This window comes from Propioniciclava flava, assembly GCF_004126535.1.
In the GTDB taxonomy this organism is placed as follows: Bacteria; Actinomycetota; Actinomycetes; order Propionibacteriales; family Propionibacteriaceae; genus Propioniciclava; species Propioniciclava flava.
Genome location: NZ_PPCV01000012.1, coordinates 1 through 13,439, shown reverse-complemented (window position 1 = coordinate 13,439; position 13,439 = coordinate 1). Strand labels below are relative to the sequence as shown.

Genomic DNA, 13,439 nt, shown 5'->3' with positions numbered 1-13,439 from the left:
GACCACGAGCGGCCCTGAGCGCCTACGGTGGTGGGCGTGCCCATCACACCCGCAATCCAGGCCGCGACGGCGTTGGGGCTCGACTTCGAGGCCACCCAGCACGACGGCCCCTTAACGTCGCTTCCTGAAGCGGCCGCCGCACGAGGCGTGGACGTCAACGATCTGGTCAAGACGCTGGTGGTGCGACGGGGCCCCGACGACTACGTCTTCGTGCTGGTCCCTGGCGTGGGCACGTTCAGCTGGCCCAAGCTCCGCGCCTGGCTGGGCGTATCGCGGATCTCCATGCCGGACGCCGAGACGGCGCAGGCTGTGACGGGCTACGTCCGCGGCACGATCACGCCCCTCGGCGCGACGACGGCATGGCCGGTGATCGCCGACGCGAGCATCCAAGGACGCCGGATTTCGATCGGGGGCGGCGCCCCAGGCGTCGGCATCACGCTCGACGCCGACGCACTCCTCGCCGCCTTGGGTGCTGACGTGGCCGACCTTCTGAGCTGAAACAGCGGTCCGTGGTTGCGCGTGCGCATCGGCGTTTCGGTCGCGTTCTTCTCGTTGGGCTGCGGCCCATCATCGCGGCAGCATTCGTGTTGCCAGCAGATTCCCTCGTCGGCCCTCACTGGGGCGCCGGTCTTGGCCGAACAAGCAAACAAACAGCGTTGCGAACAGGGTTCGCGCGAGGGTCCGCCCGACGGGCAACATCGCGTTGGGGCAGACAATTGTCTGCGCCGCACCCTAATGTCAGACCTAACCGCCAACGTGACAGGCGGCGTGCAGGACAACCCCCGTCCAACGAAAGGCCCCCAAGGTGCGCACGTGGAAATATCTCGCGGGAGTCGCCGTCGTGGCGCTTGCCGCGCCCCTCTCCGTCCAGGCCGCCCCGGTCGTCGGAAACGACGGCCTGACGACGGCCCCCGGCGGAAAGATTGACAGTAAACTGACCCCCTCCTCCCTCGACAAAGCCCCCGTCAAAGTCATCGTTGAACTCAGCGACGACCCGGTCACTGTCGTGGAAGCCAAGCAGGATCGCGAACTCGACACCGGCCAGAAGGCCGCCGTGCGCGATCAGCTCAAACGCCAGCAAAAGGGCGTCGTCGACACGACAAAGAAAGTCGGCGGCACCGTCTTGGCAGAGATGCAAGACGCCTATAACGGCGTCAAGGTGCAAGTCTCCGGTGCGGAATTGTCGACGCTCGCGGGCCTCGCAGGCGTGAAGGCGGTCCATCCCGTCGAGATTCATCGCCTGGACAACGCCACCTCCGTGCCCTATCTCGGCGTCCCGCAGGTCTGGCAGGACACGGGCTACACCGGCAAGAACATCAAGGTCGGCATCATCGACACGGGCATCGACTACACCCACGCCGATTTCGCGGGTCCGGGCACGACGGACGCGTTCCGCACTGCCCTTGCCGGTGAGGCCCAAGCCGCGAATCCGGCCTTGTTCGGCCCGGGAGCGCCACGCGTCAAGGGTGGCTGGGACTTCGTGGGCAACGCCTACGACGCCGAGCAAAAGGGCAGCGTCCCCAAACCCGATCCGAACCCGCTGGACTGCAACGGGCACGGCACCCATGTCGCTGGCACGACCGGTGGCGGCGGGGTGACCGCCGAGGGCCGCTCCTACTCCGGCCCCTACAACGCGGCCACGGCCTCCCAAGCCTGGACGATCGGCCCGGGCGTCGCCCCGCAGGTTGACCTGTACGCCTACAAGGTCTTCGGGTGCACGGGCACGACCGACGTCACCACCGAGGCCATCGATCGCGCCGTCGCGGATGGCGTCAACGTCATCAACATGTCGCTGGGGTCGAGCTACGGGACAGCCGACGACCCGTCCGCGGTCGCAGCGTCGAACGCCGTCGGGGCTGGCGTGGTTGTCGTTGCGTCGGCCGGCAACTCCGGCCCGAATCCCTACCTGACCGGCTCGCCGGGGACCGGGCGAGGGGTGGCCAGCGTCGCCGCCAATGATGCGACCGCACAGTTCCCCGGTGCCACGCTCACCTTCGCCGACCGTTCCACGATCTCTGCGGTCAATGCGAACGCGGCCACGCCGCTCCCGTCGACACCCTTGACGGTCGTCGTCTTGAAGGACGATCCGCAGACCAGCGAGAACGAAGCGCTGGGGTGCTCGGTGGACGCCTACACCAAGAACGGCATCAAGAAGGGCGGCAACCAGGTCGCTGTTTCGGTGCGCGGCACCTGCGCTCGGGCTGCGCGTCCGATCTACGCCCAGGAAGCCGGGGCCGCAGCCGCGATCATGATCGACACGTCGGCCAACTTCCCGCCCTTCGAGGGCCCCATTACCGCTAATCCCGACACGGGGGCACCGTTCACGGTGACCATTCCGTTCCTGGGCGTGCGCGGGGTCCTCGGCAGCGCCGCCACCGATGACGGCGACAAGCTCGTCGCCGCAGCAGGCCAGTCGATCACTGTGGCGAGCAAGCCCCTCGACAATCCCGCCTTCACGAAGTTCGCCTCCTTCAGCTCCGGTGGGCCACGCACCGGCGATTCGGGCTTGAAGGCGAATGTGACCGCGCCGGGGGTATCGACCGTGTCAGCGGGCGTGGGCCGCGGCACGGGCGCTGATGTGAAGTCGGGAACCTCGATGGCCGCACCACACGTCGCGGGCGTCGCCGCCTTGAACGTGCAGGCTCATCCGCAGTGGTCGTCCCAAGACATTGCCGCCAACCTCGTCAACACTGCCGATCCGAGCAAGGTTGGCGACTACCGCATGACGCTCGGCGGTACCGGCCTCATCGACGTCAAGCAGTCCGTTGCCAGCCAGGTGACGGTCGTCGGCGATAGCTACACCACCGACGATGGCCGGTTCCGTGAGGCCACCTTGAGCTTCGGCTTCGCCGAATCGAACAAGAAGATCACCGATCACAAGCGGATCACGTTGACCAACCATGGCCGCACTCCGGTCACCTTCACCCTGTCCAACGAGGCCACTCCCCAGAGTCGACCTGCCTCGGTGACCTTCAACACGCGCCGCGTCACCGTCATGCCTGGCAGGTCCGCGTCGGTCACCGTGAATGTTCGGGTGGACATGGACAAGGTCGGCTCCGCTTTGGCGGGTGGCTTCGCCTTCTATGAGGCGTCGGGCAACGTCGTGCTGAACGCCCCGGGCCAGCAACTCCGCGTCCCGTGGCTCCTGGTGCCCCGCGCAGCGTCCGATGTCTCTGCGTCACTGCGTCCCGATCATGGGCGTCCTCGTGTCCTGACGGGTACGACGGCAGCGGGCAACGATGCGGCATCCGATCAAGCGGAGGCATCGACCGACGATGCGGCGGCGTCGAGCGACGTTCCGGCCACGGAGGGCGTCGAGGCGTCGTCGGTCGGGATCGATACCGCACTCGGGGTCGACAACCGCGGTGGCGTCACTCGGCCGAATCTGCAGCTTGAGCTGTCGAACCGGCGCGGGGCTATCGACACGACCGCCGACGTCTATCAGCTCGGCCTGGTGGACGCCCGCCGCGACGCTACCGTGAAGGGAGAACCTGGCATCGACCTTCGTGCCCTGGGCGTCCAGTCCAGCGATCTGGGTAGCAGCGGCGACAAGCTGCTGGTGTTCGCCATGAACAGCTATGACCGCTACTCCAATGCCGCTCGCAACGAGTCGCAGGTCCTGGTCGACACCAACAACGACGGCACCACGGATTACATCGTGTCTGCGGTGGATTCGGGGTTGGTCCGTTCGGGCTCGGCCGATGGCCGCAACGAGGTGTTCGTCTACAACGTGGCGACCAAGGCGACCACCGCTGCGGGCTACATGGCGTTCTCCCCCACCGACAACAGCACGACGCTGCTGCCGGTCAAGGCGAGCACGTTGGGTATCACGCAGGCATCGGGGACCTTCAGCTACACCGGGAAGATCTCCTCGATCGCCAACGGGGCAGCTACCGATGCCTTCGACGGGACGGCGAAGTACAACCCGTGGAAGCCTGCCATCGAGAATGGTCAGTCTGTGTCGCTGAAGGTGGGGGCCCGTCACGTCAAGGTTCCCTCCCGCGTGGACGCTGCCGCTTTCGCGGATCAGCGCCCTGAAGGCGTCATGGTGGTGGTGATGGACAACACGTCCGGGCCGAACGAAGCGATCCTGCTGCGGCGGCGCTGACCCATCTCCCCTCCGGGGCCGCACCGACGCACCGTGTCGGTGCGGCCCCACCCTTTGCCCACTCTCATTAGCCTTGACGTTGAACCGCCTCGTGAAGGAGGGATCATGCGGACACTCGTCGCCGTGACGGCCGTGACACTCCTCACTGGCTGCGCAGGAGGAACCGTGACACCATCGAGCACTCCGTCCCACCCCGTCCCGAGTTCCTCGGACGCCTCGGCCTCACCCGATCGGCGGTTTGAGACCGCCGCGCCGATGCCCGACCAGACCGGGACCCCGACGGCCCTCCCCGACGACCGCCTTGCCGCCATCCGCGCAGATCTGGCCTCGCGCGGCGTCGATGTCACCCACCTCACCGTCATCAGCGCGCGTGCGGTGGTCTGGAATGACGGATCGTGGGGGTGCCCGCAACCGGGCAGTTACTCCACCCAGGCCCTCGAAGAGGGCATGGCGGTCATCGTGGAGGTGCAGGGGCACCAATACGACTACCGCTTCGGCGCCGGTCCCACCCCTCGTCTGTGCTTGCCCTTGGCAGAACGCTGAGACGTGGAAGGTGCGGGCGGCGAGCCGCAACGCGGAGTGGGCTTGGCCAACCCGGCACGGACGCCTATCCTCGTTGTCGCGTCGGGCTGCGGTAGCCCCGGGCTCCAACTTTTGCCGCTACGAGCGGCCACGCGCCGAGAGGCGGTCCCAGCCCGACGCACCCATCTCACCGCCTCGTGCGCTGCCGCGCTTGCCTAGCGCAGGTCACCCGCGCGCCACAGGGCCGCGGCGGCGGAAAGGTCCGCGGCGAAAGACTGCAATCGACTGGCGCCGATGACCGCGCGCATCCCTGCGGTGATGTCGGCACGACCCGCGGCGACGACGTGAGCGAACGCCGCGGCGCGTTCCAAAGCGACCGCGAAGTCCCCTTGAAACGCTCCCCGCAGGATCTCGTCGGCGACACGGACAACTTCGTCGGGCCCTACCGGGTCAGCGCCCGCAATCGCGTGATGGGGTTCGGTGAACCGGATCCCGGCCTCGTATTCACGCGCGACCCCGGCGGGGTTGTGGCGCACGCCTTCCCGCAGCACGTAGAGCCGGTACAAGGCGCCGGGCAGTGACTGGGCCGGTCGTGTGGCCCACAGATCCGCCAAGGTCACCAAGCCGACGTCGTCCACGAGAGCGACGAGTCGTTGCGTGGCGGCGGGGTCCTGAGCGGCGCGACCCATGCGAAGCAGCACCGCAGCCGTCTCGTGCGCCGCATGAAGTTCCGCGATGGGATCATGACGCTCCCCCAGCGCTTCCAGCGCAGCGGGGTCACGGAAGGCGGGGCGACGGGGCTTACGACTGTCGTTCACCCCACCAGGCTAGGCGGTGATAGTGAGGCCAGCCTGCGGCGAGGTGGTCGTCAGCCAGGGACATGCGACGTGCTTGGCTGAGTCTCGTCGTGAAGCCTCTGCCCCCGTTCGTCCTACCTCGAGCAGCCTTCCTTCGGTGAGCACACCGGCTCTCCCCCCGGCGAGCGCTGACCCTGACCCTTCCCTGGAGGTGTCCACAGCGTGAGTGCAGGTGCTAGGCGCGGCCAGATCCCATCGCTAGGATCGCGAGCGTGACTTGGTCCATGCCGCAATCCGCCGCCCCCTTGCCTCCGAACCGGCCGACCGCCCCTCCGGGGCCGTTGATGCTGGGCGACTTGTTCTCCTCGTTGTTCGCCACCTACAAGGCCGGGTGGAAGCTCTTCTTGATGCTGTGCCTGGTTCCCATCCTGCTGGCATTCGCCGCTGCGGTGATCATTGGGTTCGCCGTCTTTGCCGCCTTGGCGCCCGTGATGGGATCCATCCTGTCCTCTGGACGCGGATTCGATCCGGCCAGCGTCGCGGTCAGCCTCATCGGTGTGTCTCTCCTCAGCATCGTCGTGATCTTCGTCGTGTCGCTGATCTCCTACGTCTACTACTGCCGCATCTACATCGCGGCCATTGACTACGCCACGGGCCGCGAGATCCCCACCTGGGCCTCCTTGGCGGCACGTACGCAGGGCCTCTTGGGGCGTTTGGCACAACTCGTCTTGATTTTCGCGGGTGTGGCCATCGCGGTGTACTTCGTCCTTGGCCTCGTGGTCTTCGGCCTTCTCGCCGCGTCTGATGGGGGCCGCTCTGGCGCTCCGGTCTTCTTCATCTTCGTGCTCTGGCTAGGGGTCTTCGTCGGTCTCTTGTGGGTGAGCGTCAAGTTGACCTACGTCCTCGTCGTCCTCGCCGAGGAGCGCTTGAGCGCCATGGATGCGATCCGACGTACCTTCACCCTGACGAAGGGGGCCTTCTGGCGTACCTTCGGCTACCTGTTCATCATCGGCCTTGCCATCGGCCTCGTGACCGCCATCCCCCAGGGCATGCTCTCTGCCGGAGCCCAGGCCGCGGCCCGCGGCAACTCGTCCGGGATGGCCCTCTTCGGCTCCCTCTTGTTGCTGGTGCTGACCTTCGCGCTGATGCCCGTCCAGAACATCTGGCTCGCCTTGATGTACGTGGGGCGTACCCGCGAAATCGCCAATCAGGCTGCGGGCTACACCAACCCCGGCTACCCCGGCACGGGAACGTCCTGGGGCGCTCCTGCTTCCCCGTTCGGTCAGACGCCTGACCAGTATCGCGACCAGCAGGCTCCCGGATACCCGGCCCCGTCCGATCCCTACGGGCAGCCCGGCGCCTACGGGCAACCAGGCCCGACGAACCAGCCGCCGAGCGGCCAAGCTGGCTACGGTGCTCCGGGCACGGATGCCCCGTACGGACAGCCCGACACGGGTCAGCAGGGTGGGCAGCCCAGCACCGGAGGCCCCTATGGGCAACCCGGCGCTGAGGGCCCCTACGGGCAACCCAACACGGGGAACCCGTACGGAACACAACCTGGTTCGGGCACCCCGTACGGCCAGCCTGGCAATGGCGGCCCGTACGGCACACAGCCAAGCGCCCCGTACGGCCAGCCTGACGCGAACGGCTCTTACACCGGTGGCCCGGCCCCCACCTCCCCCGGTGGCACGCCCTATCCGCCCAACTCCTCGGCCCCTTACGGTCAGTCCACTCCGCAGGCCCCGTACCAGCCGGGCCCTCCGAGCACCGGCGGGCAGCCCCCGCGGCCCGAAGACCAGCCACCGTCAGGTGACGGCTACTACGGGCGTCCCTCCGACTGATCCGGGGGACTGACCCCTGAGCCACGCTCCTGAGGCCCCGTCCGACGCGCACGTCGGGCGGGGCCTCAGCGTTGTTCGTTTGCTCCGACACTGGCAACGGGTGTGCAATCAAGGCATGGAGATCCTTGCCGTCCTAGAACGAGCATCGGTTGCGCGGGCCACGCGCGGTCACATTCCGACCATCGAACGCCTGCTCGCCGACGACCCGACCTCACCCGAATACGTCGCCACCACCACGCTGATTGGCGACGAAGTGCTCGGTCCGACCCCCTCAGACAGCGACCTGGACGCTGCCTTCAACCGGATCGACTCCGACCCCAACCAATCGCTGCTCGTGATCCTCGACACTGCCGACCGGATCATCGGGACGCTGCAGTTGTCCTTCCTCACCACCATGGCCCGCGGCGGTGGCATCCGTGCATTCGTCTCGGGTGCCCGGATCCGCGCCGGGGCCGACAGCATCGCCATCGGCAAAGAGGTCTTCACGTGGCTGGCGAACTACGCGAAGGAGCACGGCGCCCGCGTCCTCATGGTCGCCATGGACAAGGATCGTGCCCACGTCATGGGTTTCTTCACCACGATGGGCTTCCGCGCCTCCCATGAGGCGCTGACGTTGTCCCTCTGCCAGAAGTAGCCCTCGGCCTCCTTCGGCGCAGCACGCCACCGCACCCTCGCACCTCCGCTGAGCCGTCGGTGGGGTCCGTTCTCTGGGCCCTACCGACGGCTCTGTTTTGTCGGGAAGAGCGGGTAGGCTCGCGCCACAACGGCCCGTCCTGGGCCCACCCCGAGGAGGTTGTCATGGCACGTCCCGTGCATTTCGAGATCCAGGTCAATGACGTGGAGCGCGCAAAGAACTTCTACGCCGAAGTTCTCGGCTGGGAGTTCCAGGACTATTCCCACGTCACCGGCACGCCTTACTGGGGCGTCATCACGGGCGAGGAGGGAACGATGGGGATCAATGGCGGCCTGCTGCCGCGCACCCGCACCGAGACCCCCAAGTTCGATGCCCCCAACGCTTTCGTGGTGACCGTCGCGGTCGAGGACTACGACAGCATCGAAGAGGCCATCCTGCGCTTGGGCGGCGAAACGGTCTCCCCCAAGACCGCGCTCCCCGGCATGGCGTGGCAGGGCTACTTCACCGACACCGAAGGCAACGTCTTCGGCATTCACCAGCCCGACGAGAACGCCCGCTGAACCGCGCCGCGCCTCCCCCGGCGTCGGCTAGGGGAGGTGCGGTCAGCGCATGAGCACGTGGCGCAGGGCATCCGAGAGGGTGCCCTGCGCGAACCACAGCCCCGCATCGGCCAACCGAGCCGACGAGACGCGCTGGTCGGTGTCGATCATCTGGTCATAGCCCAGGCGTCCGAGGACGAGTTGCGGCGCCACCGGCGGCGTCGGAATAGCCGCGGGACGATGCAGCACCCGTCCCAGCGTCTCCGCGAAGACTCGCTGGGTGACGGGGCGAGGTGCCACCAGATTGAAGGGGCCCTCGGCGTCGGTGATGGCGACGTGCGCGAAGCCCCGTACCGCGTCGTCCAAGCTGATCCAGCTCAGCCACGCATCTGCGGGGGCCATGCGCCCGCCGACGCCCACCGAGAACAGCGGGATCTGCGGGGCCAGCGACCCACCCGACTCGGTCAGCACGATGCCCGTCCGCATCCACGCGGTCCTCACCCCGGCGTCCACGGCTGGTGCCGCCGCCGACTCCCAGGCGGTCACCACATCGGCCAGGAAGCCATCCCCACGCGCCGAGTCTTCGCGCAGGAGCTCTCCTGGCCTGCGAGGCCCGTAGACACCGATCGCCGAGGCCTGCACGAGGGCGGGGATCCCGGCGTCCACCACGGCGGCGGCAAGGGTCGCGGTGGCGTCGATGCGGGAGCGCAGGACCCGACGCTGATGCGCCCGCGTGAAGCGTCCGGCGAGCGGGGCGCCAGCCAGGTTGATGGCCACGTCTGCTCCGGCGATCGCCGCCGGATCCAGTCGCCCTCGCGCCGGATCCCAGCGCACCGCGTCGGTGGCTGGCCTGCCCCGCACGAGGCGCATGACGCGGTGGCCGCCGCTGGTCAGCAGCGCGGTGAGTTGCGTGCCGATGGTGCCGCTGCTGCCCGAGATCAGCACCTTCCGTGGGGTCGCTCCCAGGCGCGAGTGCAGATCCAGGTCGTCGCGCAACTGTCGCTCGCGGTACGCGAACAGCCCATCGAGTTGCATCTCGATCAGCGCCTGCGGCAGGCGCCCCGGCAGGACGCGTGGGAGTTCGTACGTGACGCGATCGGTGATGATGGTGGATCCGGCGGGGCCGTCGCTGAAGATGTGCTCGTGGCGCCAGGATGCGAACGGCCCGCGAATCTGCTCATCCACGAACAGGCGCCCCGGCTCGAAGGCGGTGTGCCGCAACCGCCAGCGCACCCCGACTGGCCCGGAGCCGCCCCGACGGGGAACGTGGGGCAGCAAGCTGGCGACCAGCGGATGAGAAATCACGATGTCGGCCGTGGACCCGACCTGGATGCCGTCGCTCAGCGGGGTCATCTCGGTGGCCATACCAGGTGGCGTGAGCCGGGTGAACGCCCCGGGGCGGGTATGCCAGGCGAAGACGTCCTCCCGCGGGAACGGGTAGCGCGAGTCGCGTTCGAACACCGGCATGACGGCCTCCCCTGTCGTGTGCGCTCACCCTAGCGCCGATCGCCTTCCCTGCTGCTGGCTCGCCGAGGCGAGGTGAAGCCCCACACCTCGCCCCACGGGGACACGACGACAGGCCCGTACCTCGGCTGCCCGCGCGCGCCGCGACCCGTCAGAATGGGGACATGATCCTGCGTCTTCGCGACCCGGGCGCGAACCCTGAGCTCGTGACCGAATCCCGGCCCTTGTTTCAGGCGTCCCTGGTGTGGTTCGGCATCACCGTGGTGATGCTGCTCGCCTGGTGGCTCCGCAACCATACGCCTGCCGAATGGCCGCTGGTCGCGACACCGCTGTGCGTGGGGCTCACTCTCGCCGCGGTGGCGTGGGCCGTTCACCGCAAGCCGCGACGCACCCGCCCGTTGACGGTCGTCGGGATCCTGGGCTTTCTGGTGCTGCTGAGCGCCGTTCTGGCGGCGGCGCTCCCCTTCTTCTGAGCCGCTGCCCCTGGCCGTTCGGCCCTAGCCTTCGAGTGCGGGATCTGCGCCGGTGTCCTTGACGTCGACCCCCGACCGCCCCAGCATTCGGGCGCTGCCCAGCAGCCGGGACGCCGTAGCTGCTGCGGCGGCATAACTGTTGCCGTCGGGCGGGTGGACGTTCGAGATGCAGTTGCGTTCGGAGTCGGCCCGCCCGGGTTCGGGTCGGTGCGTCATATAGATCCCCAGGCTGTCGGCGACCGACAGGCCGGGGCGTTCCCCGATCAGCACGAACACTGTGTCGACGCCCAGGGCCGCACCGATGTGGTCGCCTAGAGCTACCCTCGCGTTCGTCGCGATGACGACGGGCGCCATCGACAAGCCGCTCGGCAGCGCCGCCAACAGTGCGCCCACCATGAGCGCCCCGTGATCGCTGACGGCCCGCGGTGAGAGGCCATCGGCCAGCACGATCCCGATGTCGAACCGCCCCTGCGACAACCCGGACAGGTCGGCGGGGAGGCGTCCGAGGTCGGGGCGCCGGACGTACTCGTCGCGGGTGGACGCCTGGCTGGTGACCTCGTACACCTCGGACGCCCCGACTGCGGCTAGGTCGTCGCGCAGCAGCGGGAGGTCGAGCGGGGTCGCGATGGCGTCGCGGGCCAGGGCGAGTGCTTCGCGCAGCGCGAGGCGTTCGCCGGTGGGCATGCCGTCGCCGGAGTGTCCCAGACCGATCCGGGCCTGGGTGCTGCGGCGCAGCGGGGCCCAAAAGTCCACGACGGTCGCCTCTCCTCGGCGCGTCGTGCGGCCGTTCATGCGGCACCTCCCAGGACTAGACGGCTCAGCGGCGAACCCAGCGGGTCTCGTGGCAGGACGTGACCGGCGGCGTCGGCCATCTCCATGCCCAGCAGCCAGGCTTCGAACTCCGGCGCCGGACGCAACCCCAAGGTGCGTCGGACGGCGAGCGCATTGTGGAACGACAAGCTCTGGTAGCCGAGCATGATGTCGTCGGTGCCGGGCACGCAGATGACGTAGTTGGTGCCCGCGGCCCCCAGCAGCGTGAGGAGGGCGTCCATGTCGTCGTCGTCGGCTTCGGCGTGGTTGGTGTAGCAGACGTCGACGCCCATGGGGACGCCGAGCAGCTTGCCGCAGAAGTTGTCCTCCAACCCGGCCCGGATGATCTGCTTGCCGTCGTGCAGGTATTCGGGTCCGATGAACCCGACGACCGTGTTGAGCAGCAACGGATCGAACGCTCGGGCGACGCCGTAGGCGCGCGCCTCCAGGGTCTGCTCGTCGACGGGACGCCCACCCACCCCGTAGTGCCCTTCCGCGGACAGGGCCGCGCCTTGGCCGGTTTCGAAGTACATGACCTGATCCCCGACGGTTCCCCGGTGCAGGGAGCGGGCTGCCTCGTCGGCCTCACGCAGGATGTCGAGCGTGACGCCGAACCCGGCGTTGGCCTTCTGGGTGCCCGCGATGGATTGGAACGGCAGGTCGACCGGCGCTCCGGCCTCGATGAGCCCGATGGTGGTGGTGACGTGCGTCAGGACGCAGGACTGAATCGGGATCGCCAACTGTTGACGGATGTCGTCGATCAGCTTCAGCAGGTCGGCGGCGGCCTGAGGGGAATCGGTGGCCGGGTTGATCCCCACCACGGCGTCCCCCGAACCCATCAGGAGGCCATCCAGGATGGCTGCGGAAACCCCGGCGAGGTCGTCGGTGGGATGATTGGGTTGGAGGCGGGTCGCGAGGGTTCCCGATAGCCCCAACGTGGTGCGGAATGCGGAGGTCACCTCGATGGCCCGTGACACGCAGATGAGGTCCTGCACGGACATGAGCTTGCTCACTGCGGCGGCCATCTCGGGGGTGAGGCCGGGCGCGAGCGCCCGCAGGATCCGGGAGGCGTCCGGCCGGGTCGCTACCTCGAGGAGCCAGTCCCGCAGGCCGCCGACCGTCAGGGAGGCGACGGGGGCGAAGGCGTCCGCGTCGTGCTGGTCCATGATGAGCCGGGTGACCTCATCGGTTTCGTAGGGCACGACCTCCTCGTTGAGGAAGGTCATGAGTGGCTCGTCGGCCAGAGCCCATTGGGCGGCGACCCGTTCGGCAGCGGAGGATGCTGCGCATCCGGCGAGTTCGTCTCCTGATCGTTTGGGTGTGGCCTTGGCCAGGAGGTCCACCAGACCGTCGAAACGGTAGGTGGCCCCCTGGACGGACCGTGTCCGGACGCTCACGCGACGTCCTCTTCTGCGGACATCAAGGCGGCGAACTCCTCGTCGGGGGAGTTGGCGACCAGGTGGTGGCGGCGGTAGAGCCCGAAGTAGGCCATCATCGCGGCGAAGGCGGCGAAGGTGAGCCCGGCAGCCAGCACGTCCACCAGGAACGTCGCGACGACGGACGCGGCGGCGATCACGAGGGCGATGGAGGTGGTGACGATGCCGCCGGGGGTCTTGTAGGGGCGGTTGAGGCCGGGCTGCTTCACCCGCAGGACGATGTGGCTGATCATGATGAGCACGTAGCTGACGGCTGCTCCGAAGACCGCCATGTTGAGCAGGACGCCGCCCTGACCGGTCAGCGACAGGAGGAAACCGATGATGCCGGGGACGATGATCGCCAGCACGGGCGCCTTGCGGCTGTTGGTGACCGACAGGCTGGTGGGCAGGTAGCCGGCGCGGGACAGGGCGAACGTCTGACGCGAGTAGGCGTACATGATGGAGAAGAAGCTGGCGATCAGGCCCGCCAAGCCGATGTAGTTGACCACGACGGCCCAAACGGAGTTGCCCAGGGCTTCCACGAGCGGGTTACCGGAGGTCGACATGGCCAGGGCACCCCCCGCGCCGGTGGCCAGGAACAACACGAGTGCGCCGGTGACGACCAGCGTCGCCATGGCGATGATGATGCCGCGGGGGACGTCCTTGGCGGGGTTCTCGGCCTCTTCGGCGGCCAGCGGGACGCCTTCGAGGCTCTTCGCAGTTGAGGGTGTAGCCCGGGACCATCGGCTGGTTCGCGGATAGGCGTCGAGGTCTTCCAGGATGGAAGTTCTCACGCTCACCATCTTGGAAGACCTCGACGTGCACCACCCTACGTT

At 68.1% G+C, this 13,439-nt stretch carries 12 protein-coding genes; 7 read left to right on the top strand and 5 right to left on the bottom strand.

The genetic code is table 11. The features are described 5' to 3' along the window. Positions 1 to 36: 36 nt before the first annotated feature. From C1706_RS13235 to C1706_RS13225, 3 genes are all read left to right on the top strand, one after another. Positions 37 to 498, top strand: coding sequence for an aminoacyl-tRNA deacylase (locus tag C1706_RS13235; RefSeq protein WP_129459721.1), 462 nt, complete (start codon positions 37 to 39; stop codon positions 496 to 498). 307 nt (positions 499 to 805) lie between these two features. Continuing rightward, positions 806 to 4,108 (top strand): S8 family serine peptidase, encoded by a 3,303-nt coding sequence (locus C1706_RS13230; RefSeq protein WP_129459720.1) that lies wholly within the window; start codon positions 806 to 808, stop codon positions 4,106 to 4,108. 105 nt (positions 4,109 to 4,213) lie between these two features. Continuing rightward, positions 4,214 to 4,651 carry a DUF8738 domain-containing protein gene (locus tag C1706_RS13225; protein WP_129459719.1) on the top strand — a complete coding sequence of 146 codons (438 nt, stop codon included), beginning with the start codon at positions 4,214 to 4,216 and terminating at the stop codon, positions 4,649 to 4,651. Between the two features lie 194 nt (positions 4,652 to 4,845). Here C1706_RS13225 and C1706_RS13220 read toward each other — a convergent pair whose 3' ends face one another. Next, entirely contained in the window at positions 4,846 to 5,448 is a 603-nt protein-coding gene (locus C1706_RS13220) for a hypothetical protein (protein ID WP_129459718.1), read from the bottom strand. A gap of 251 nt (positions 5,449 to 5,699) precedes the next feature. Between C1706_RS13220 and C1706_RS13215 the strand changes: the two genes are divergently transcribed. The 3 genes from C1706_RS13215 (at position 5,700) to C1706_RS13205 (ending at position 8,462) form a co-directional block, all read left to right on the top strand. Beyond that, the gene (locus tag C1706_RS13215; RefSeq protein WP_129459717.1) at positions 5,700 to 7,268 is read left to right on the top strand and encodes a glycerophosphoryl diester phosphodiesterase membrane domain-containing protein; all 1,569 of its coding nucleotides are present in this window, start codon (positions 5,700 to 5,702) and stop codon (positions 7,266 to 7,268) included. A gap of 115 nt (positions 7,269 to 7,383) precedes the next feature. Further along, on the top strand, positions 7,384 to 7,902 hold the full coding sequence (locus C1706_RS13210) for a GNAT family N-acetyltransferase (protein ID WP_129459716.1): 519 nt from the start codon (positions 7,384 to 7,386) through the stop codon (positions 7,900 to 7,902). A 164-nt stretch (positions 7,903 to 8,066) separates the two neighbouring features. Next, on the top strand, positions 8,067 to 8,462 hold the full coding sequence (locus C1706_RS13205; protein WP_129459715.1) for a VOC family protein: 396 nt from the start codon (positions 8,067 to 8,069) through the stop codon (positions 8,460 to 8,462). A gap of 42 nt (positions 8,463 to 8,504) precedes the next feature. Here C1706_RS13205 and C1706_RS13200 read toward each other — a convergent pair whose 3' ends face one another. Then, positions 8,505 to 9,908 (bottom strand): TIGR01777 family oxidoreductase, encoded by a 1,404-nt coding sequence (locus C1706_RS13200; RefSeq protein WP_129459714.1) that lies wholly within the window; start codon positions 9,906 to 9,908, stop codon positions 8,505 to 8,507. A gap of 161 nt (positions 9,909 to 10,069) precedes the next feature. Between C1706_RS13200 and C1706_RS13195 the strand changes: the two genes are divergently transcribed. Then, positions 10,070 to 10,378 (top strand): hypothetical protein, encoded by a 309-nt coding sequence (locus tag C1706_RS13195; protein WP_129459713.1) that lies wholly within the window; start codon positions 10,070 to 10,072, stop codon positions 10,376 to 10,378. 24 nt (positions 10,379 to 10,402) lie between these two features. Here C1706_RS13195 and eutC read toward each other — a convergent pair whose 3' ends face one another. The 3 genes from eutC to C1706_RS13180 are packed head-to-tail and all read right to left on the bottom strand — an operon-like array spanning position 10,403 to position 13,397. Further along, positions 10,403 to 11,170: an ethanolamine ammonia-lyase subunit EutC gene (eutC, locus tag C1706_RS13190; protein WP_129459712.1), complete on the bottom strand. Its 768-nt coding sequence runs from the start codon at positions 11,168 to 11,170 to the stop codon at positions 10,403 to 10,405. After that, positions 11,167 to 12,585 (bottom strand): ethanolamine ammonia-lyase subunit EutB, encoded by a 1,419-nt coding sequence (locus C1706_RS13185; protein ID WP_129459711.1) that lies wholly within the window; start codon positions 12,583 to 12,585, stop codon positions 11,167 to 11,169. Before C1706_RS13185 ends, eutC begins: the two co-directional genes overlap by 4 nt. Further along, positions 12,582 to 13,397, bottom strand: a complete 816-nt coding sequence (locus tag C1706_RS13180) for an amino acid permease (RefSeq protein ID WP_241653576.1) — start codon at positions 13,395 to 13,397, stop codon at positions 12,582 to 12,584. The genes C1706_RS13185 and C1706_RS13180 overlap by 4 nt, the downstream gene beginning before the upstream one ends. Between the last annotated feature and the right edge of the window lie 42 nt (positions 13,398 to 13,439).